Consider the following 21656-nt stretch of genomic DNA (forward strand, 5'->3'; position numbering starts at 1 on the left):
ATAATTATTCACTCGACAGACGCTGAATTCCATCAATCAAACGCTGATAATAAGTACGTCCTACCGGAACCATATCCTCTTCAATTTTCACCTCCCGGGTGGAAATCACAGATATTTCATCTAAGCGAACCATATAGCTTTTATGAACTCGCATAAACTGATCTTTTGGCAAAGCATCTTCGAAATCTTTGAGGATATTCCGTACAGAAATCACAAAATTTCTGGTGACTAGAGTCGTGTAATTTCCGTCACCTTTCAGCCACAGGATATCTTCATACTTAACTTTCACCAGAGTACCTTCTTGACGGACAAAAAGGGCATCTTTAATCAAAAGAGGATTCTCTTTTCTCGAAGAAGCCTCTCTCCGACCATTGCCATTCCCATTACCGTTTCTCTTGATATTTTCTAGAAGCTCTTTCATTGTCTTGGAATTTCTTAGGCAACTTACTGTTGAATCCCATTGTTTAGAATTCGTACTTTAGCATTTAAGATTTATTGGCTAGCGATATCTGTATGAAAATCAGACAGTTTTTTATTCTGTTTTATTTAGTTTTTTGGGCGTGCAATCCTAAAGAGGATCCAAATCCCATTCCCAATCCTCCGATTGAAGAAGATCAATCCTTAGTATCCTTTGAAGGAATTGATCTTTTGAATGGCCAATATTCGGGCAAGCAAAGGTTTGCAGAAACATGGGGATTGGAAATCAAAAACCTTGAAAATCAGGCTTCTCAAATCATCACTTTGACCCCAAATGAATCGCCTATTTCTTCCCCTATTTCACTCCCTTTTGGGAAATACAGTTACCACTATCGATCCGCAGAAATCCCTGAATTCTCCGAGCCTCTTCCAGTAGATATTCTGGGTGAATTTGAATTAAAAAACTCTACAGAAACTATCCGCTTACAAGTATCGGGACTCAGTGAGCAACTCAAAGTCAGTGCAAACTTTGATTTAGCCACTCCCCGAGTAATTGCTCCCTTTGAAAAAAACCTATTTTCCTATGAGGGCAGCTTTCAAGCCTATTTGAATTCCGAAGAGCTATTAAAAATCAAAGTCCCTTTGCCGGGTTCAATTGACCACCTGATCCAATTTCACAAGCCAGAATCTTCAGAAAATTACTCCATCGAGTATCCCGTTTCGGTCCCGGGTTTATACGAAAGAAAAATCAAATTAAACACGGATGGCTTCCCTTGGTCCCTCATTCCCACACCACTAAATACCCTTGATGAAGAACTCGATGAAATCTCTGGTTTGGCTTTCTATCAGAATCGACTTTTTGCAATTAACGATGGAGACAATCCAAATCAAATCATCGAATTGAATCCTTTAACGGGAGCAATCCTCAGGAAAATCACTGTGGAAAATGCCACAAATGTAGATTGGGAGAGCTTAGCACAAAGCGATCAACACCTATTTATTGGGGATTTTGGAAATAATCTAGGGGCTAGAAAAGATTTGATTATTTATCGAGTGAATTGGGAAGATGTCCTGAATGAAGAAACTGTAGCAGCTGAAAGAATCACATTTAATTACCCGAACCAGCAGGATTTTAGTCCTCGGGAAAATCACCGTTTTGATTGCGAAGCTTTTATTTTTGCTGATAATCAGCTGCACATTTTTACCAAAAACAGGGGAAGAGATGACTCCGATTATCACCGGATACCGGCTATCCCGGGAGATTATGCTACTGAATTGATTGAAACTTTACCGACAGATGGCCTAGTCACAGGGGCAAGCATTCATGCCCAAACTGGGAAAATCATCTTTATAGGCTATAAAATACCGCTTGAAGGATTCGTCTGGCTAGTGGATGGTTTTGAAGAAAATGGGCTAACAAAAGACATCAAGAGAATTCAGATAGAAGTTTTTCCAATGGGACTGACCGAAGGAATTGTCTTTCGGGAGGACGGAAATGCCTGGTATAGTTCAGAGAGAGTTACGCTAGCGGGTATTTACGACATTCCAGCGCGCTTGTCCATCCTAGGTGTAGAAAACCTTTACTAGTCAAACCTAGAAGCTCTTTCAGCAGATACTCGAATCTCATGATCCAATTCTTTGGCCAATGGCTTCATGTATTTAAAGTACTTCTTGTTTTCGGAGTCGAGTTTTCCCTCGTCAATCAAATCCAATAGCCCCAACATGGACGAAAGAGGAGATCTGAGAATATGGGAAGGCTTCAAGACCAACTCACGAAGAAGTTTATTCTCTTCCTGTAAAAGTTGAATCTGTTTACGCATTTTGCTTAACTCAAAGCCCTGAACCAAAAAGACTCCCGGTCTATGAAATGCTTTTATTCGCAATTGATAAAAAAGATGTTTGTCATCTACCTCAATAGACCAATCAATTTGAGAATCTAATCCCTGAGATAATTTCTTATGAAATTTTTCATAAAAAACAGGCTTTTGCGACCAATCGATTAATTCTCCAATTTTTGGCTTTCTTCCAGAGCTGATAGAAATTAGGTCTTCAGCCTCACTATTTAATTGAATAAGATTCAAGCCCTCGTCTACCAACCATACTGGCCCTGGCATCAATTCCAATAAATCCCTATCCCAAGATTCATTTCTCGAGCTATCAATCCTTGAAAGACTATTAGCCTGCATAAATAGAACTACAGTGTCATTTTGCTTCAAAAAGATCAAACTCAAATTATTTGAAAGCTTGAACACCTTCCATGGGCTATCCCATTTTTCAGCTTGAATAGAATTGATTATTTCATCTGAAAAATCAAAATAGTCAAATAGGCAATTTCCTTCCAGGTCAGTTTGACACACACCAAAGGCATCATCAATTGATCCTTCGACTTCTACAATTTTAAAATCTTCTGACAGCGTGATCTTTACCGAATTCAGTAAATCCAGAAGATTGAATAATGATAAATCAGAATGGTGCAGGTTCAATGAAACACCCAAGCCAACCAATCCGATTGGATCATTTTGATCATCGATAAGCATGGAAAACTCCCAACGGATTGGTTGAATTTTTTCATCCTTCCAAAAAAGAATAATGGATTCCTTACGTTTCGGATTTGCCATCAAGGCATTCAATGTCTCCAAAAGTGCCTCCGAAGAATCATCTCTTAAATAGTCCGAAAGAAGGCTATTTCTGGTAATTCCATGATTTTCAATCGCTGGATTTAAATCAGAGATTCTTCCGTCCACATCGAGAATCGTGCAGAAAAAGAAGTCTGATTTTTTGATGAAATCAGGGATTAAACTACTGTCTGTGGTCAGGCTTACCAATTTTTTGGAGTGTTGAATTCAGATTATATACCCGAAAGTGAATAAAAATTTTTATAAAAAAAACAGAGCTTTTTGTAAACAAAATTTTGAAAACAACTGATTATCAAAAGCTTATTCGTTTCAATAAAAGAAAAAGCAAGAACTCTTACTAAAAATGCTTTTTGTCAAAAAAAAGAGTTCTGAAAAAAAAGTGATTTTTTTTAGATAAATTTTTCCAATTCATGGAAATCAATGTAGTCAATCTCCTTTACAAGCAAGATTAAAGAATTGGCAAATTCCTGCCGGCAGGAATAAACCTCAAATCTCCACTGAGCCTCTTGAGACTGTTTCACCTTTTCAGATCCAAAAAGTCTGGCCAACTCCGCACGGTTATTAGATTTTATAGAAATGAAATCTTTTCTTTCGGGCAAGCCTGAAATCAAGTACTCAGCTTTGTTTGTTTGTATAATCATTGAAAAATAATTTGATCAAATATAGAAAACCGGCTAAGTGAAAAAAATACCATAAAGTGGGTATTTTTAATTTATTATGAAGATAAGTGTCAGATTTCCAAGCACCCTGAATCTAAGTGTGAAATAATTCTTGTTTCAGGGATATTTCCCCTTGAAATAAACTTGTGAAAGTCTTTTCAATTGAATTATATTTGCAACCGCTAACAAGCTAAAAGGGCTTTGTTTGAGTGTCAGAGGTACTCCATCGAAGAAAGAATTTCAAAATTGGACTGAAGACTCTGGGAAAGTATAACAGAAAAAGAATGGGGTGAGTGGCTTAAACCATCTGCCGCGGCGGATAAACTGGCGTACGATCCCATAAAATAATATTAAGAGAGTTGGGTGAGTGGCTTAAACCAGCAGTTTGCTAAACTGTCGTACGGGTCAAACCGTACCGGGGGTTCGAATCCCCCACTCTCTGCTAAGCGTCGAAATTTTAACATTTAGGCGCTTTTTTTTTCTGAAAGTCTCAACAATTACCCCAAAGGAATTCCAGGATATCAGGATCGGCCTAAGTTTTTCTTGAGAGAAAAATTTTTTCTACGTGCTCTATGGCAACAGCTGTGGGTGCTTAGCGTCTGATATCAGTTTTATGCACGGGGTATAGTCCACCAAAAAAAAGACGATCTTTTTTAATTGGACGCTAATGTTTTTAGTTTTTGGATCCGTCTTTCCAGACGTTCCAGCTCTGATTTTCTTCGTTGTTCAATGATGTCCTGCCTTAGCCTTGGTTCTCTGTAAGGGGTTTTATCCCTTAGGATGTGGTAGGCAGCGTTTAGTATATCATGTCCTATTGCCATGGCAGCCTTTTTCTTTCCCCTTCGTTTGGATATGCTATAGTACCTGAAAGAAAGATAAGTATTGAGCGTATGACTGGAAGCCCAGGCAGCCTCTATCAAAATTGTCTTGAGGTACTTATTTCCCTGAGTGACCCGAGAGGACATTTTTTTGCCTGCACTCTCATTGTTGCCCGGACAGACTCCAGCCCAGGAGGCAAGATGCTTGGCAGAAACAAATTGATCCATATCAACACCTATCTCTGAGATGATCCCAACGGCGGCAATTCTGGAAATTCCTGGGATGGTCTGAAGCAATTCCAGCTCCTGTTCAAAGGGCCTGACTAAATCATCGAGTTTGTTTTCCACCTCTTCAATGGAGCGGTTTTGATCTAGAATACTGTTCATCAGCATCCTAAGCATGAAACGGTGCTGTTCAGAAAACCTGCCATGGAGCGATTTGGCCAACTCCTCTTTTTTTCGGACAAGGGACCCCCTAGCCTGATTGGCCAATTGCCAGGGGTCAGCAACTCCTGCCAACAGCTGCTCTATGATAGCCACCCCTGTTTTGGAAAACACGTCGCTAACCACACTGGAGAGCTTGATGTTGGCATCTTCCAAGATATTCTGAAGCCTGTTTTTCGCCCGGCTTCGTTGATTGATGAACTTTTTGCGGTGTCTGAACAGTGTTCTGATAAACCGGACAGTCACCTCCGGCACAAAGCTGGACTTGAGCAGCCCACTGAGCAGGAGCTTTACAATCCATTCAGAATCTTTCTTGTCGGTTTTATGACCGGGAACATTTTTGATATGCCTGGCATTCACGACCAGAAGTTCAAAATAGCCCTCTAGTATATAATAGACCGGCTTCCAATACACACCGGTGCTCTCCATGGCCACGTGGGTGACCCCGTGGTTTTGAAGCCACCCAATCAGCTGTTCCAGATCAGTGGTAAAAGTGCTGAAGGTTTGGGTCTCTTCCTGAATACCTATTCCAGCTATGGATGCAACTACTGTGTCACGATGAACATCAAGACCGCAGCCACGTTCAATTATCTGAGGAAATTCTACTGTTGCCATATCGTAAATGAGTTTGGTTACTACATTTAACGACTTTCATGGCTGTGGGTGAATTTCCTCTATCTTCATGAATGTTTTATGCCATTGAGGAAGCAACTACAAATTATTGGGGAAGAGAACCCTAGAATTCGAAATCGACACAAGGGAGATTCGCCAGAGGCTGTGATGCATGATTACGAGTATGCCCCCCCCCCACTTTCTGCTAAAATCTGCTTTTCGCCTAATAATTGTATTGGTCTTACCTTCTATATATCAAAAAAATTTCGATAGAATTCACAGGAATATCGACTTTTAAACACCCTAAGTCAATCCTTACGCAACACTTTAAAAGTATGAGGCTTTCTTTTTGGTATGAAAAACCACACAAATTAGAGGTATTTGAAATAAAGTCAGCTATGCGTCTATAAGTGAATTGAATGAAACATAAAATCTACTTTATTGAGGTAGCCTCATTGCCTAGAAAGTCTAAAAAATGATTCATTTTGGGAATATTTCTACGCCAAATACTCTAGTATTTTTAAATTTGATCTGAATAATGTAAAATACAATTCGCCCAAATGAGTTCTTTAGAAAATCGGATTGGAAACTCCTAAAGCCTTTCACGTACTCCTAAATCAATGTTCTTGGTTTAAATCCGGAAAATTAACACTTCCCTACTTGGAGTAAGATAGATTTCCTTGAATTATAATCCAAATCAGAAGAAAAAAAGAAAAAAATTGAGTATTCAATTCAAAGAATTCATAAAGAAAGTCAAAATGTAGCAAACATTGATAAAATACTTATTCATAGTTGCCTGAAAACAATATGTGCTTTTGCTAATACAAATGGCGGCACACTCATAATTGGAGTAAAAGACGATCAAGAAATCTTTGGTTTAGAGCAAGATTATAATTCCTTTAAAAAGAATCAAAATAGAGATGAGTTTGCAAAATTCTTTGATACTAAAGTTTCGGAGTATTTTGGCAATAGTTTCTCTTCGACTTTCCTCGAAAAGGAGTTTATAAAGTTCCCAAAAGGAGATTTACTTATTGTAAACGTAAAACCTTCATCCGAAGAAGTCCACATTTTGAGAAATGAAATGGGTGAAAAAGAGGAAAGCATTTATGTACGAAACTTGGCTTCTTCGGAGAAATTAAAGGGCAAAGAGCTTGCTAAGTTTATTAGAACGAAATTCGAAAACAGAATAAAATTGAGCTCATCAATACCTGTTGACAATATCGACCTACGAGGACGCAACATCTCATAGCTAAACCGTTTACCATAATTTTTATGGGACTATTTGACTTCTTTGGCTTTAAAAAGGCTAATAATTCCAAAATAAAGGAAATCTCTTTTCTTTTGAATAACCTAGATAAGACAGTATTGGCTGGATGCAAGAAAGGTGATTACGTAAACTTGTGGACAAAACCCGAAATGGATCAAGTTTTTATTTATGCCCCAGGAACTATTGGAGGTGCCGGAAAGCTTGGTATAGTCCCTGCTAAATTTTTTAAATCGATCAAAGCCCATATTCTGGGCAAACAAGATTTTGGATTTTCTGGTCCATTGACAAATAACTATGATGCTACAATTATTGATTTGTCACTTTCAAGCTGTACCATCTCCATCCAATTATTTTCCGCTGAAGAACAAAAGCGAAGAATCAACGAAATGATTGAAAAAGATAAACAATCATTACGAGAGGAGTTGGAGAAAAAATATCGGATGTCTAAACCAGTAGAAATTCAATTTGAATTGAAGGAAAAAGGATTTTCGGATTCAGAAGGATTGAAAATTAAAGTATTGGATAAAAACTATTATTGTGAAAATCCATATGAATGTAAACTTCAGCTAGTAAATGATAAGAATGTCATTTTAGCTGAAACTTTTTCTCAAAAAGGGAAGGTACTTAGAATAGTGAAAGCGTACTTTAATAATCAAGAACTTAAGATTGAGAAAATAAAGCAATTTCAGCACTACTTAAATGTAGTTATTAGCCCAGACTTGAATTAGGCTTCTACTATTTAAATCCTCCCCATTTTTTAAACAACCCTAACCTACACAAAATCAAAAAATAGCCGGATTAAGAATTATCATTTTTTTTCAAGATAGCGGTTACGTTCGATGGGCCTGTTTCGACTTAGAGGCATATAGGTTATTTCCAACTTAATCGAATGATTACCATGAAAAACTTCAAGCTTATCAAACAGCATATCCCAACCCAGCCATTTCTGGATGAAATAGCTTCCATCGAAAATGCCTGGGCCGGATCTACGGGTCGACAAGACAAGATTATGGTTCAGCGTGAGGCTCTTGCCATTCCTTTGAGAGGCCTGCGAAAATCGGCTATCGGGGATAGAAAGCGTCGAGACGTACACGAAAGCCGATGGACATCCGGCAGCAAACAGTATCCTTTATTTGTGAAATTTCTAAAGGAATTTGCGAAGGAGAGAAATGAAATCCTGGGAAGGGCAAAGATTGTTTGCTTGCCCGCTGGTAAGCAGGTTTACCCGCATATCGATCGAGGAGAATACTATCGGGTCCGAAACCGCTATCATTTAGTCCTAAAATCAAGCCTCGGCTCCTGGATGAAAACCGGGGATGAGGAGGTACGAATGCAAGAGGGCGAACTGTGGTGGTTTGACAATAATGAGATGCACGAAGCGCGGAATGATGGAAACGAGGATCGCATCCACGTGATTTTTGACATGCTACCTGCTGCACTTGAGAAGGAAGTATTCCAGGCATACTCCGCCGCTTCATAGGCTTTTTTCAGCCTTTGTTGAATCCTTTGAGAGTTGCTCATTAGCGGAAATTACGGTATAGCCCTGGAATGGGGTTGAGAAATCAGCAGCTGGAAAAGAATCCGGTAGGGAAACTTACCGGATTTTTTTTATGCTTCAGTTTTATTGAAAGTAGAGGTTTGAAAGTACTGAAATACCTATTTTTTTGGTTATATCCTGATTTTAGTGCTGCTAGAAGTCTAGACTCAATTTTTGATTAATGAATGGCTTTGCCAAAAACAAAAAACCTTGACTAAAACCTCTTCGCTTTAGTTTACCACTCGAAGCCTTCGAATGGGTTATCCTTCGATACTTTTGAAGACCAAAAGTATCCAAAAGTCTTGGCCCCGTTCTTTTCTTTCCGCTGGTGACGCTTTCTACATGTTTAAAACCTAGTGCACAGCGGAATTTTGTCCTGCTTTGCCACCCTAAAAATGACTGGGTTCCCGAAGCAAGTTCGGGACCAAGTCATTTTCTTAACGGGTTTACAAAGCATTCCAAAACCGAAAATCCCGCAGGGCCCCATAAACCGAAAGATTCCAGTCCAATTCAAACTATTGCGTTGGTAGAATGATTTGTTACCGTACCGATTTTAATAGAACTCGTTTTTTTGTTCTTTTCATTAAAGTCGTCGTAGTACCATTTTTTAATATGATTATCCGCATTGACGCCAGAAGGCTAATTTTCATTGGCTTCACCTCGACTTCGCTCGGTGACCCTTGGTTTCTAAGTTGGGTAGAGGGTTAAAAAAGATGGATAAATCCTAATTTTTTTCGGCAGGCTGGTTACAATCTGATTTCCCACTGCGACCAAGAGGCATAAAAACAAGAATATGTCCTCCTCCTATTTAAAAATCAGCCTCCTAGCCATCGCCATATTTTTGGCTAATCCCTTACAGGCTCAAGAGAAGACCAGAGTTTGGAACACCTTCAGCCTAGGAATGCCACTTACGGACAAGCTCGACGCCAGAGTGGCATATCTTCATTCGACAGATATCACCAATGAGATAAAGAATAATTTCAACTGGTACCAAATTCGTCTCGGCTACCGAATCAATTCTACCTGGAGTACGCGGGTAGGAACCGCCTGGCTAAACATCCCTTCCTCCAATCGCACGACCAACAGGATTTTCGTCAACGCCATCTACCGGAAAAAGCTAAACAGGAGATTGGTCCTACGAAGTGGCGTTCAATTTGAAACCCATAGCAAAGAAGAGCGCCGATTCGACCATCGAATAATCCTAAGCAATCGCCTGGGTCTTCGCAAAAGGCTAGAGTTTCTCGGAGTGGCTCCTTCTTTGACCTACAGCCTATTTTACAATATAGGCGGTGGAAATATTCGGTATTTCAATGATGAAGGAGAAGAAATCGCCCGGAAGCCCGCCAATGGATTTCATCGGGGTAGGATACTGGCAAATTTCAATTTCAAAATCAGTGATCCGATTCGATTATCACTCTATTACATGAATCAGCATGAGTTCAACCTTGGAGTTTCAGCTACCAATAGAATCAATGTCCTAAACCCAAATACAGGACGGATTCAGCGCCCATTTAACAATTACCATGTGATTGGAATGTCCCTCAGCTACCAGCTCAAGGGCAAGCATAATGAAAATTTTCTACCAATAAACTTTTAACTAAGAAACAATGATGAAATCTCGAATCAAAATTGGAATGGTCTGTCATGGAATTAGACCTATGGAATTAATTACAATCGATGAATTAGAGCAAAACTTCACTTTAAAAGCCGGTGATGTGGGACTCTTTATGGTGACCGAAATCGGTAAGAATAAAATGATTCAGACAGGATCGAGAAGCGCAACCCTGATCCCGGGCGATTTGATCATGGGGGCTTTTGGAAATAGATATGCCACCAATCAATTTGAAGGCTATGTCCCTGATGATCTAAAAGGTGAATTTCATATGCTCGGAGGGGCTGGGGTGATCGGACAGGTAAAATCCATGCATCAGCGACTAGACGAGATAGGACCTACCAAAGTGGAACTTATCGGCATTTACACAGATGAAAGAGGGCAGATCGCCAATACCATTGCACGAAAGGAGGATAAGCTCATTCCCTATACCGGCGAACTGGCTAAGAGAACCAAAGTGGTGCTTTCGCTGGGCTCAGCTATGGATAGTGGAAAAACAACCACGGCAGCCTACCTCATCAATGGTCTTGTAAAAAAGGGTCATACAGCGGCTTACATCAAGCTGACGGGAACCGCATACCCAAAGGATGCCAATCTGGCCTTTGATCTTGGAGCCTGTGAAGCAATAGATTTTTCCAGGTATGGGTATCCTTCCACCTATCTGATTTCTGAGGAAAAACTCTTAAGTCTTTATGAATCTCTCCTTCGGGATGTATTGAAAAAAAGACCTGACTACGTGGTAATTGAAATAGCAGACGGCATACTTCAGCGCGAGACCAAGATGCTTTTGAAAAATTCCAAATTTATAGATTCGGTGCATCAAGTCGTGTTCTCAGCAGGAGATAGTTTATCTGCGGTGAATGGAGTCCATACTCTAAACTCCTGGGGCATCCAAGCAACAGCTTTGGCAGGGATATTTACAGCTAGTCCACTTTTGGTTCAGGAAGTAAGGGAATGCCTGGATGAGAACAAGGAACATAGCTATTTGCCTATTTTGAACCTGGAGCAGCTGAGTATGGGTGAGTTCCCTAGCTATCTCAAACCTATGCAACTCCTATCTGCCTGAAATCACCGATGGACTGGTTAAAAAATAAAACTCTCAAACGCCATTGGTTTGCCCATTGGGGTCGACTTTCAGCAATTCTACTGATAGGTTGGTTGGGAGCAGTCAGTACCTTTTTCCTCAGTCTAATGACTGGGTGGTTCTTTGACCTGATGTATCAAAATTCGATCAGCAAATCAGAATTACTTGCCGACTTCGGGCTTAGAGTTAGCTCGCTGCAACAATTCTTTGCGATTCTTGGCTTCGTCATCCTGCTTAAGTTCTTCCTTCATTTTTGGGAGAGGCAGCTGATACGCACCAAGGCTGAAAAGTTCAATTTTCATTTGATGCAAAGGCTATTCCGAAGGCAGCTTCAATGGACCTCAGATTACTACAAAAAGAATGGATTTGGAAAATACCTTCTGAGGTATTCAGGGGATCAATTGTCAGTAAGAAATATGCTATGCAATGGCTTTCATAGAGGCCTCCGGGATGCCTTCTTTCTATTGACGGGTTTGGGCTTACTGGTTTATTTAAACCCATTTTGGACCTTGACCATTGTGGCCACGCTATTAATTGTGAGCCCAATCGCTTTTCTCCTTGATTCGAAACAGATCCCCTGGACCAGATCCAAAAGGAATAAAAAAAGCTTGGTTTTGAAGTATGTCACAGAGACTTTTTCCAATCAAAAGGGAGATTTTGCTAAATCCGAAAGAACCAAAATAAGCGGGACTTTTCAAGAAAAAAGCGAGGAGGCACTAACAGCAAATCTTCAATATCAATTCTGGGAAAATTCCAGACTGGCTTGGGTAGCCATTTTGGGTCCTTTGCTTACTTTCTCCTTGCTTGCTGCCATTTCTTTTTCACCAGAAAGCAAAGGAAGTCCCGGTCAATTGCTGGCCTTTATGCTTGTAATAGGTGCTATGGCTCCCGCGATTAGAAGCATTTCAAAGACCCCTTCGATCATCGCAAAAGGGATGATATCGTTGGAAAAAATTGAAGTGTTGATCAAGAAAAAAACACCCCTTACTTATTCCAAAAAAGCCAAGGGCGAGAAAGAAGCAGAACAAGGATCAGCGTCTCCAGAGGCAGAGCCGAAATTGGTTTTCCTTGAATAAGGCCCAGAGGTACAAAATCAGTCCAGTTTAGGACTTTATGTTTTTGGATTTTCAGGACTATTTGAAAATTCAGTTTAGCTTTTAGAAGGGCTTCTACTTCCACAATTATTCTGATTACCAAGTATATAGCATGATTTTTTAAGTAGTCGAAATTTGCTTTAGGCAAGAAAATAAGCTAACTTTTATCAATGCAAATTCGGAAGTATTTACAATAATCCAGTTGGAGAATTTTTAAATGGTCCGATTTCTAACTAGGAGGACAAACTGAAACAGTCTAAATCTGATGGTCTCAGCACAGCCTTTTAAAAATTTTTCTATCCACTTATAAACAAGGTCATTATGTCAAAAAAGCAATTTGGAAACATTGGGAAAATCGGTAATAAAAACCTGAAACTAAAACCCATAAAAATTCAGGTTACTCCGTCAAATCGAATCTCGAATGCCCAACTGAAAAAGCTCGACCCAAAGGGCATAGCACGCATTCCAGCGCTTAGGGTCAATCGGGATGAATTGTTAAACTTGAGGGCAAACGAATCCTGGGAGATCACCGCTCAAAAACTGAGGGACAAGGACATGTATGTCGCTGAGTATTTTGGATGGTACAGATCCGACCAAACAAGCATCGATGTCCATCCTGAAAACAAGTACTATCCAAGATTAGACCGTGGCGCACCTGGATTTCTTCCCGAAATGAGATTCCTGGTTTTACGATTCAGACCCGAGATGGGGAAGCGGTATCGAATGACCATCCACTTAAAACCCGGTAGCTATAGAAACAAAAAAGTAATGACCAATGTAACGGGTAGATATAATGACACCTGGTATATCAATTATCAGTTCAATGAATTGATGCTTGACTTCCTAGCCTCATCCAATGAGATAAAAATCAGCCCAATCATCGCTGGATATGAAAATTATTATGTCAAGTACCAGCCTTTACAAATCGAGAAAATTACTGTCGATAAGGTAGAAGATTGATTTAGACTATTCATTTTAAATTAGCCTTTAACTAATAGGTTGTCTCAACATTAAAACTTCTCATATTGAGCGTCTGGCTGCTCTACTTTTGGCGGGCCTAAACGCCAAAAGCAGGAAGCTTAAATGTTCTCCATAGTACCTGAAATTGCCTTCGATTTCAAAATTTATTTTATTAGTAAGGAAAGTTAATTGCAGCTAAATCAAGCGCCTACTGCTTCAATTTATCATCTTCTTTTTTTCTATTTGTTCTTTTGGCTTGAACCAAAAGAACCAAAAGTTCAAGACGCAGCAAAGCTCCAACCGCACGAGGCCGGACGCTGGCCCGCTGCTGCGTCAGCCCACCACGCCCACACTAAAAAAGTTTTCGTTAAAAATCGTTTTCAATCGCGTAAGAACAACAGAAGAATTCATTTTGGGTTACCCTCTCATTGCTTTTTTTGTTCGAAGAGTATTTTAGCCTCAGTCTGAAAAGAAAATGATTTCTGAGACAGGCTATTTTCAGTAATTTTAAACTCCACGCTAATCGGTATTCCTCACCAATATGCTCAGTCCTGTGATGAGTACTCCAGAAATAAAAACCCATCTTTTGACCACAAGACTTCTTCGCCTATCTTCACTTAGCTTTTTTCTAAAAACCGCATGCAAGGCAAAATCAGATACGACTTTTCGGCACAGGTTTGGAAATCCCCCGGTATGGGAGGGTGGGTTTTTGTCTCGCTGCCTCAGGACCTATCTCAGGAAATCCGGGAACACCTCTCCTGGCAGGAAGAGGGCTGGGGCCGGATGAAGGCTAAGGCCGAAATCAAGGGATTCGAATGGGATACGGCCATATGGTTTGACAAAAAGCATGACACCTACCTTCTCCCTCTTAAAGCTGATATCCGGAAGAAAGCCCAAGTGAATGTGGGTGATACCATCAGCCTGCGTATTTCGCTTTAGAATGTGGCAAAAAAATTCTTGAAGGGATGATTTTGCTTCCTTTTAGGAGAAAGCACCAGCAAAAACCCACAAACCAGTAGCCTAACAATCAGGCAATTAGCGAGACTATTTTGACTTTTTACCCAGAAAAAGCTGTAAATTCAGAAAAATAGACTTCCAGAAAAGTCTAACTGAAGCACTAGATCACTTTGCCGTGGAGGCTAGGCGACACAAAATGGGGAATTTGCAAAGGGATTTTTAGAATGAGTACTGCTGACATGAATAGCACATTTTATCCATTTAAATTCATACACCATGAACAAACTATTTTTACTAATCGCCAGCCTGGGAATCTGTCTGGATTCCTTTTCCCAAACTGACAGTATCCCACCGCAAAGCAGGGAGGAGCGAAACAAGGAAATTGCCCGGAATTTCTATCAGGACCTTTGGTTTACGGATAATACAGACCGGTATGTAGACTATGTGGCTGAGGAATATGTCGTACATGATATCGGCGACCGAAAAGGGGTCACAGAGCCTGCCATCGAGCAGAAAATAACCGCAGACCTCTTTTGGGATAATGGCAGATGGGACTCTAAAATCAATTATCAGATTGCAGAAGGAGACTTGGTGGCCACACGTTGGGAAGCCACTTTTACCCCCTCCACGATGATGGGGAAACTGATGATTGGCTCGGGGACCATTCCGATCATCAATGTTTTTAGAATCAATGAGGAAGGGAAAATCGTCGAGATATGGAACCATCGACATGATATTGACACGCCGCAGACCATGAAGTTTACGATTCAGGGGCTTTTGATGGGCTTAGTAATCGCCCTGATTCCGACGATTATTGCCATTCGACTAAAGCGGAAATTGAAAGCAATTTCAAATCATTGAAAATGGTTAAAACCATTTCTAATCTATCGAATATCCGCATAGCCTTCGGTTTAAACTAGGGGCTAATAATGCGACGATACACCCAAACAGTTTAACGCTTCCACGACTAGACAGGGTTGTTCAAAGGGTTTTAAGCCATATTCTTAAATTGGGGTTAGAAACCCAGCGAGTCGAAACTGAAAAATTCAGAGGAATGAAATGAGCATCCGGAACCTTCAGATAAAAGCAGTTTTAGGATATTGATCCTTCCTGCATTTTGGCTCAATGGGATATAAGTGTACTCGAAAATATCGAGTAAGGAAACCCATCCCCACTATGAAAGCCTTGCATTTTCATCCCGCCCATTGCCTGAAAATCCTATTCCTTTTTGCAATTGTTTTTGGACAGGCCCACTACAGTCTAGGTCAAAAAGTCCAAGGCCCGCTCAGCGAAAAGGACTCTATCTTTTTCAGCCAGCCCTATCCTTACATTTTACCCATCATGGGTCAAAAAGCCCATGGAGCAAAGGTGAAGCTCCCTTTTCCGATGGGTATCATGATCAACAACTTGGTCGGAACGCAGGCCCTTTCTCTCTCTGAAATGTCTTTGGGTTTTGGAAGATTTTCAGATCCAAACCCACCGAATATGATCGACCTCAGCGAGGTAATCAGATTTGAGGATATCAATGCGCAGACCAGCACACACAATCTTCGCTTGGATGCCTGGATATTACCCTTCCTGAATGTCTATGGCATCGTGGGCCAAACCAAAAAAGCAGATATCAATGTGAATCTATTAGAGCCTATTCCCTTAGACGTGACCACTCAGGTCAGCGGAACTTATGTGGGATACGGTTTGATGACTGCCGGAGCTATCGGGCGATTATTTGTATCACTGGACATGAATCAATCCTTCAATTACAACCCCAGACTGGACGACCCTGCCAAAATCACCATTTTCGGATTGCGGACTGGACCGATATTTCGCTTTCCCAAAAAGCCGGAGATGAATATCACTGTTTGGGGTGGATCCATGTACTCCTCATTTAATGGGGAGACAAGTGGAAACATCCCGACGCTGGAACTAGCTCCCAATGCACCGGCAAAAATCGATGAATTGAAAGGGAATCTGGATACCTGGTTTGATGGATTGAGCCCTGCGGATAAACTCAAATATGCCCTCATCTATAATCGCCTAGGAGAAGGATTGGACAATTTGGGAGAAAGCCTCGAGGATAGCTATATCCAATACTCCTTCAACAAGAGCATCAATAATCCCTGGAACATGTTGATAGGCGCTCAGTGGCAGATAAATTACCGCTGGCAAATCCGAACCGAGGCACAGATTCTTGGAGACCGAACTGCCGGTCTATTTTCCTTGAATTATCGCTTTGGGATAAAAGGGAAAAACTGGTTTTCTAACTAATCTTCAATATTCAAATCATGAGACATCCCTTTTATAAAACCCTCTACATATTGCTATTTTTCTTTTTGGGCTCTGTCCAGACAGCAAAGGGACAAGTGCTGATTTCCTTGCTTTTCGGAGAAAAGCTCAATTCTCCCAATCTGGAATTTGGATTGGAAGGGGGCTTCAATCGCTCTAATCTCAGTGGAATCTCGGAGGCAAAAGGATATGGCAATTTTCATTTGGGCTTTTATTTTGATATCCGTCTAAAGAACGATTTGTGGTTGAATACAGGCGTAAGAATTAAATCGCATACGGGTGCTCAAAATATCGATTTCTATTCCCTGAATGATCCCGAACTCGATGCAATCTTTTCCCGAGGGACCATCGAAAGAAAGATCGGATACTTCTATGTTCCCATCCACCTCAAATATCATTTTGGCGCTGAAAAACAGTTCTTTTTCCAAGTAGGAGGCCAAGTCGGATTACGGAATCGGGCCCAAGACTATTTCTTAAGCAGCTTTATAAATTCGGAGGATGCGAGTTTTGAACTGGATATCAGAGATCATATCAAAGGAATCGATGCGGGGCTTTCGGGAGGTTTAGGATATAAGCTACGAAAGGGCGGTGTGAATCTTGGAGTAACGTATTATCAGGGCCTCATGAATATCATGAAAACAAGTTCAGAGGCGCCATACAATTACACTTCGAAGAATTCAAACCTATATCTTTTTGTAAGAATTCCTATAGGAGCCGGGTACAAGGAGTCGAAGTAATCCACCTGCCTAGTCATTCCAAACCCAGCCCTCTTCCCGGTGAGCAATTTTTTGGACTAGGCGGAGTCCACGATAGCTATCGAGAAAAAATCGCTTCTTTATTTTATGGAATTTGTAATTCCTGTTCACTTAGGTAAATTGAGTGTTAAGCAATTTGCAAGATCCAAAAATAAATCTTGCATAGAATACTAACAGACCCAAGCATTAGAAGCATGCAAAAAAGAATTCTGATCATTAATAATGGGACTCATTTTATTGATGATTTAATGAAAAGCTTAAGCCAATATCAAGTGGAAATTAAAGATTTTCAAACCGTGGAACTCGGCGATATTGAAGGCTTTGATTCTGTGATTTTGTCTGGGGGAGGCACACTTGGAGAAGTAGCGGACAATGCAGCGCTCTACCAAAATGAAATAAAAATCGTACGCGAATCAAAAGTGCCAATTTTTGGTATATGTGAAGGATTTCAGGTTATTGGAAAAGCCTTCGATTCGGTATTTCAAGTTTTTGAATTTTATCGAGAGGGCGTTAAAAGCGTTCGAATTTTGTTGGATGATCCGATTTTTCAAGGAATAAAAAACCTGGAATTGCGTGTTTTTGAATATCATCATATCGCGATTGAGCACCTGGGGGAGGAGTTGAAATCACTCGCTGTTTCGGAAGACGGTATTGAAGTGATGAAACATAAAGATCGATTGATATACGCCTCTCAGTTTCACCCGGAAGAGCTTCAGGATGGAAATGATGGGCATATTATTTTGAATAACTTTCTATCGATGATTTAAAGGAATAAATAAACTTTAGCAGGCATATAAATTAAAAAATGGTAAAACTCACTCGAAAAAGAAAGAAGGCCCTCGGCTTGGGAGAACTGATCGCGATCGCTCTGGGAGGAATGGTAGGCGGAGGAATATTTTCCATTTTGGGGATCGCTACCGAAAATATTGGAAATGCCACACCGGTAGCAATACTTATTGGAGGTGTTTTGGCTCTTTTTGCAGCCTATTCCTATGTGAAATTGGCCCTGCTTTACCAAGACGAAGGAGCCACCTATTCATTTTTCAAAAAAGCCTTTCCCCAAAGCAAGACTACCTCATCCATCATCGGCTGGTTGATTGTATTTGGATACATCAGTACCCTGGCCTTATATGCTTTTACCTTCGCTTCCTATTTCTGCAGTCAAATTGAAGCCCTCAATCATCCGATCTGGCAAAAAATAATCTCCGGACTGATTATTACCATTTTCGCAGTGATCAATTTGGTAAGTGTGAAGGGAATGGGAAAACTGGAAGACTTGATGGTCTATTCGAAGATTGTCATTTTGCTCTTTATCTCAGGAATGTTAGCAGGAAAAGGAGACATTCAAAATCTCCTTCCCGTCTTCGAAAGTCAAAGCAGCCTAACCCAAATTCTGATTGTCTCCTCGATCACTTTTGTGGCATATGAGGGATTCCAACTGGTCATTCATGCCTATAATGAGATGGCCAATCCCCAAAAAAACATTCCAAAAGCCATCTATTCCTCCATTGGTATCGCCACCTTTCTTTATCTGATTTTATCCATTGCCGCCCTTGCTACCATACCCAAAGAAATTATCATTGCAGATAAGGAGTACGCTTTGGCAGCGGGAGCAAAAACCTATTTGGGGAATTTTGGACAATTCATTGTCATATTCGGGGCCCTGCTCGCTACCTCAAGTGCCATCAGCGGAACTCTCTTTGGCGCCTCTCGATTGATGGCTGTGGTCGCAAAAGACGGATACTTTCCAAGCCCCTTGGGGAAAAAGATAAAGACCTACATCCCTCACAATGCGATTATCACCATGAGTATTTTTGCCTTTGTATTATTGGCAACAGGGGGCTTACAGGTTATTTTGGAATTCGGAAGCATCACCTTCATTATTGTCTCGCTGTTGATGGCTTATACTAACTTTAGGAAAAGGCAAGAAACCCATTCATCGCTAATGTTGACTAGTGTCGCATTCTTTGGATTGCTTTTAGCCGGCTTACTGATTGTATACTTTGAATACACAGAAAACAAGGAGCAGTTTGTTTATATCATCAGTATTTATATTGTGCTTGGGATTGGCGCCATATTTTATTCAAAAAAGAATGATTCTCAGAGGGTTTAAGCCGGGTTCTAAGTCATTGATGAGGCATATCTCAACACTTTTTAATCTTGATACTATTTAGCCAAAAAGTGTTGATATATCAGCTGGCTAAGATGCATCTGTAGCATTAGGATAATTCCTAGGAAATCGATTTATTAGAATTGCTTTATACAAACCTATACCATGACCTTAACCCTTAAAAACCTAGCCAAAAGCTCCCTTGTAGCTTTATCAGTCCTATTCACTAACATCACGCTAGCCCAGGACGGAACCATCTACCCACTTGATGCCCCTGAAGAGCCAAATGCCATTCTCCTCGGAACAGGCGGCGTAGCTGATCAGCCTGCCTCCGAATCTTGGTTTCGCCAATGGGGCGACCCCATGGCCAGAAATATCACCACGGCAACACTTACTCCTTTTTTACCCGAACCTGGAAAAGCCAATGGGGCTGCAGTGATCGTAGCCCCCGGAGGAGGTTTCAGATGGCTTTCCATGGGAAATGAAGGCTGGGAAGTAGCTCAGGCACTCGCCGATCAGGGGATTGCTGCTTTCGTATTGAAGTATCGCCTTCACCCAACACCAGAGTCTCTGGAAGATTTCAGTGCTTGGATGAACCGACCTAGAACTCCAGCCCCACCTAGTTCCTCGGATGCGGCTAGCGAAGCCACGCCTCCAAGACCTCCGCAACTGGACCTATCCAATCAGCTCGAAGACGCTGAAGCTGCCTATGCCATGATTCTTGATCGAGCAGAAGAATGGGGAGTGGATACCGACCGAATAGGCATGATTGGTTTTTCGGCGGGTGCCGGTCTGACCATGCACTCTACGTTAAATTCCAAAACAATGAAATTGGCCTTTATCGGTCCCATCTATGGTGGCATGGGTGCGGTGGATGTGCCGGCTGATGCTCCTCCTATGTTTTCTGTGATTGCCACGGATGACTTTCTATTCAGAGGTCAGTTTGGCGTGATCGATTCCTGGTACAAAGCCGGCATTCCGGTAGAATTTCACCTTTACCAAAACGGTGGTCACGGATTCGGTTTGGGTAATCCCAACCGAACTAGCAATCGTTGGTTTGAGGCCTTTATCCATTGGCTGGATGTGAATGAGTTTTTGGCTGCCAAATAAGTCCTATTCCTCCCTTTTGAATCAAATTCGTATTTTGGTCTAAAACATTTTAAGTCTACCGGACCCTTCCTATGAATCGATTTTTGACTAAAGCATTAAAGCCATTCATAGCCCTGTGTTTTACCCTGCTTTCCTATCAGGCTTACGCACAGGAAATGGTTACTACGGATGAGGATAAAGCTCAATATGGATTGAAGGCAGGGATCAACTTTGCTGAACTTTGGGGAAGGAATGCCCTTCCGGAGAGTGATCGAAAAGTGGGCTATTCACTGGGTGCTTATGCTTCGTATAAACTCTCCAAGGAGCTTAAGCTACAGCCGGAAATGATTTGGTCACTGCAAGGGGAAGATTCCAAGGAAAGTGGCAGGTATAAAATTTCTTACATCAATATTCCTGTCATGCTGAAATGGATTGAAGGGAAGTTTTATTCTGAAATAGGTCCACAGCTAGGCTTGCTGACTATCAATACTGCTAAATCAGTCCCTGAGGAGCTTCAACTTGAGAACTTCGAGACTTTTGATTTTTCCATCAATGTGGGTCTAGGTTACAAGTTAGCGGAAGACTGGACAATCGGTCTGAGGTACAGCCAAGGATTAAAGAACATTGCGGAAGGTCGCGACTTGAAAAACAGTGTGATTTATGTGGGATTATCTTACAGAATCTTTTAATTTATATGTCTTTTATTTAGGAAGCCACATCTGACTAGGCGATTCAATCGCCGTCAAAAAGAATACAACATTCTGCAAATCAGATACAAGTTTTGTTTAGGCATGTTCTAATTTTGTTAAAAAACAAAACAGCAATAACATGGGAATCGCATCAAAAATATATTTAGTCCTATTGGTCATCTATTCGGTAATCATGCTGATTTGGGGACTGGCGGGCTTTTTTGAATATTTCTCCGGAATCAAACCCTTGATCAAGCTCCAAAACAGCGCTTATCCAAGTGGTGTTCAGTTTGTGCACTGGCTTTTGATCAGTCTGACAGGCGGTGTATTCTTGGTCTGTTATTTGATGCATTGGAATTTGACTCCTTACGCCATGATTCTACTATTTTCAAATTTGGCGGTTCTTTGTACCATAGAGACCTTTGATTTTATGTCTGATCAATGGAGTCTCAAGGCATACATCACTGAGTTGATATTCTATGTTGGCAGTTCACTGTTCCTCATATACTCTGAAGTTTCTAAAGCCCACTTCTCCTCTTAAATGAAATCAGAGATTCTTCATATTGAAAGTATCCATGAAATTCATGAGTTTTTAGGTCTGGGGAAGCCCAGGCATCCCTTGATCTCTGTGTT

21 protein-coding genes and 1 tRNA gene are annotated in these 21656 nt (G+C 40.9%); 18 read left to right on the forward strand and 4 right to left on the reverse strand.

From position 1 onward, the window contains the following. Positions 1 to 4: 4 nt before the first annotated feature. Complete coding sequence (locus OU792_RS06730; RefSeq protein WP_222583425.1) at positions 5 to 421, reverse strand: LytR/AlgR family response regulator transcription factor; 417 nt, start codon at positions 419 to 421, stop codon at positions 5 to 7. 92 nt (positions 422 to 513) lie between these two features. Between OU792_RS06730 and OU792_RS06735 the strand changes: the two genes are divergently transcribed. After that, a complete protein-coding gene (locus OU792_RS06735) occupies positions 514 to 2004 on the forward strand; it encodes a hypothetical protein (protein ID WP_222583426.1) in 1491 nt (496 codons plus the stop codon). Here OU792_RS06735 and OU792_RS06740 read toward each other — a convergent pair. Together OU792_RS06740 and OU792_RS06745 are read right to left on the reverse strand one after the other, a co-directional pair. Then, positions 2001 to 3242, reverse strand: a complete 1242-nt coding sequence (locus OU792_RS06740) for a PAS domain-containing protein (protein WP_274669801.1) — start codon at positions 3240 to 3242, stop codon at positions 2001 to 2003. The genes OU792_RS06735 and OU792_RS06740 overlap by 4 nt on opposite strands. Before the next feature lie 200 nt (positions 3243 to 3442). Continuing rightward, the gene (locus tag OU792_RS06745) at positions 3443 to 3694 is read right to left on the reverse strand and encodes a hypothetical protein (RefSeq protein WP_035483718.1); all 252 of its coding nucleotides are present in this window, start codon (positions 3692 to 3694) and stop codon (positions 3443 to 3445) included. Positions 3695 to 4065: 371 nt separating this feature from the next. Between OU792_RS06745 and OU792_RS06750 the strand changes: the two genes are divergently transcribed. Next, positions 4066 to 4154, forward strand: a tRNA-Ser gene (locus OU792_RS06750). Between the two features lie 211 nt (positions 4155 to 4365). On the opposite strand, the gene OU792_RS06755 is transcribed toward OU792_RS06750, so the two are convergent. Next, complete coding sequence (locus OU792_RS06755; protein ID WP_274669802.1) at positions 4366 to 5589, reverse strand: IS110 family transposase; 1224 nt, start codon at positions 5587 to 5589, stop codon at positions 4366 to 4368. A 736-nt stretch (positions 5590 to 6325) separates the two neighbouring features. Between OU792_RS06755 and OU792_RS18670 the strand changes: the two genes are divergently transcribed. The 16 genes from OU792_RS18670 to OU792_RS06830 all read left to right on the forward strand — a co-directional run bounded on the left by OU792_RS18670 (position 6326) and on the right by OU792_RS06830 (position 21564). Then, the gene (locus OU792_RS18670; protein WP_446698883.1) at positions 6326 to 6835 is read left to right on the forward strand and encodes an AlbA family DNA-binding domain-containing protein; all 510 of its coding nucleotides are present in this window, start codon (positions 6326 to 6328) and stop codon (positions 6833 to 6835) included. A 23-nt stretch (positions 6836 to 6858) separates the two neighbouring features. Beyond that, entirely contained in the window at positions 6859 to 7581 is a 723-nt protein-coding gene (locus OU792_RS06760; RefSeq protein ID WP_274669803.1) for a hypothetical protein, read from the forward strand. A 170-nt stretch (positions 7582 to 7751) separates the two neighbouring features. Further along, entirely contained in the window at positions 7752 to 8333 is a 582-nt protein-coding gene (locus OU792_RS06765; protein WP_274669804.1) for an aspartyl/asparaginyl beta-hydroxylase domain-containing protein, read from the forward strand. Between the two features lie 850 nt (positions 8334 to 9183). Next, a complete protein-coding gene (locus OU792_RS06770; protein ID WP_274669805.1) occupies positions 9184 to 9987 on the forward strand; it encodes a DUF2490 domain-containing protein in 804 nt (267 codons plus the stop codon). Positions 9988 to 9997: 10 nt separating this feature from the next. Further along, on the forward strand, positions 9998 to 11068 hold the full coding sequence (locus OU792_RS06775) for a hypothetical protein (RefSeq protein WP_274669806.1): 1071 nt from the start codon (positions 9998 to 10000) through the stop codon (positions 11066 to 11068). 8 nt (positions 11069 to 11076) lie between these two features. Next, positions 11077 to 12162, forward strand: a complete 1086-nt coding sequence (locus tag OU792_RS06780; protein WP_274669807.1) for an ABC transporter transmembrane domain-containing protein — start codon at positions 11077 to 11079, stop codon at positions 12160 to 12162. Positions 12163 to 12501: 339 nt separating this feature from the next. After that, a complete protein-coding gene (locus OU792_RS06785; protein ID WP_274669808.1) occupies positions 12502 to 13140 on the forward strand; it encodes a hypothetical protein in 639 nt (212 codons plus the stop codon). Positions 13141 to 13779: 639 nt separating this feature from the next. Beyond that, the gene (locus OU792_RS06790) at positions 13780 to 14079 is read left to right on the forward strand and encodes a DUF1905 domain-containing protein (RefSeq protein ID WP_274669809.1); all 300 of its coding nucleotides are present in this window, start codon (positions 13780 to 13782) and stop codon (positions 14077 to 14079) included. Between the two features lie 294 nt (positions 14080 to 14373). Further along, a complete protein-coding gene (locus OU792_RS06795; RefSeq protein ID WP_274669810.1) occupies positions 14374 to 14958 on the forward strand; it encodes a nuclear transport factor 2 family protein in 585 nt (194 codons plus the stop codon). Positions 14959 to 15273: 315 nt separating this feature from the next. Beyond that, positions 15274 to 16362 (forward strand): hypothetical protein, encoded by a 1089-nt coding sequence (locus tag OU792_RS06800; protein WP_134199940.1) that lies wholly within the window; start codon positions 15274 to 15276, stop codon positions 16360 to 16362. Positions 16363 to 16379: 17 nt separating this feature from the next. Next, positions 16380 to 17117, forward strand: a complete 738-nt coding sequence (locus tag OU792_RS06805; RefSeq protein ID WP_134199941.1) for a porin family protein — start codon at positions 16380 to 16382, stop codon at positions 17115 to 17117. A 212-nt stretch (positions 17118 to 17329) separates the two neighbouring features. Beyond that, positions 17330 to 17902: a glutamine amidotransferase-related protein gene (locus OU792_RS06810; protein ID WP_134199943.1), complete on the forward strand. Its 573-nt coding sequence runs from the start codon at positions 17330 to 17332 to the stop codon at positions 17900 to 17902. 38 nt (positions 17903 to 17940) lie between these two features. After that, positions 17941 to 19248, forward strand: a complete 1308-nt coding sequence (locus OU792_RS06815; RefSeq protein ID WP_134199944.1) for an APC family permease — start codon at positions 17941 to 17943, stop codon at positions 19246 to 19248. Between the two features lie 162 nt (positions 19249 to 19410). Next, positions 19411 to 20355 (forward strand): alpha/beta hydrolase, encoded by a 945-nt coding sequence (locus tag OU792_RS06820; protein WP_134199946.1) that lies wholly within the window; start codon positions 19411 to 19413, stop codon positions 20353 to 20355. A gap of 71 nt (positions 20356 to 20426) precedes the next feature. Beyond that, a complete protein-coding gene (locus tag OU792_RS06825; protein ID WP_134199947.1) occupies positions 20427 to 21023 on the forward strand; it encodes a porin family protein in 597 nt (198 codons plus the stop codon). A gap of 139 nt (positions 21024 to 21162) precedes the next feature. Continuing rightward, positions 21163 to 21564, forward strand: a complete 402-nt coding sequence (locus OU792_RS06830) for a hypothetical protein (RefSeq protein ID WP_134199949.1) — start codon at positions 21163 to 21165, stop codon at positions 21562 to 21564. Positions 21565 to 21656 lie beyond the last annotated feature (92 nt).

It is taken from the genome of Algoriphagus sp. NF (assembly GCF_028823735.1).
Lineage (GTDB): Bacteria > Bacteroidota > Bacteroidia > Cytophagales > Cyclobacteriaceae > Algoriphagus > Algoriphagus marincola.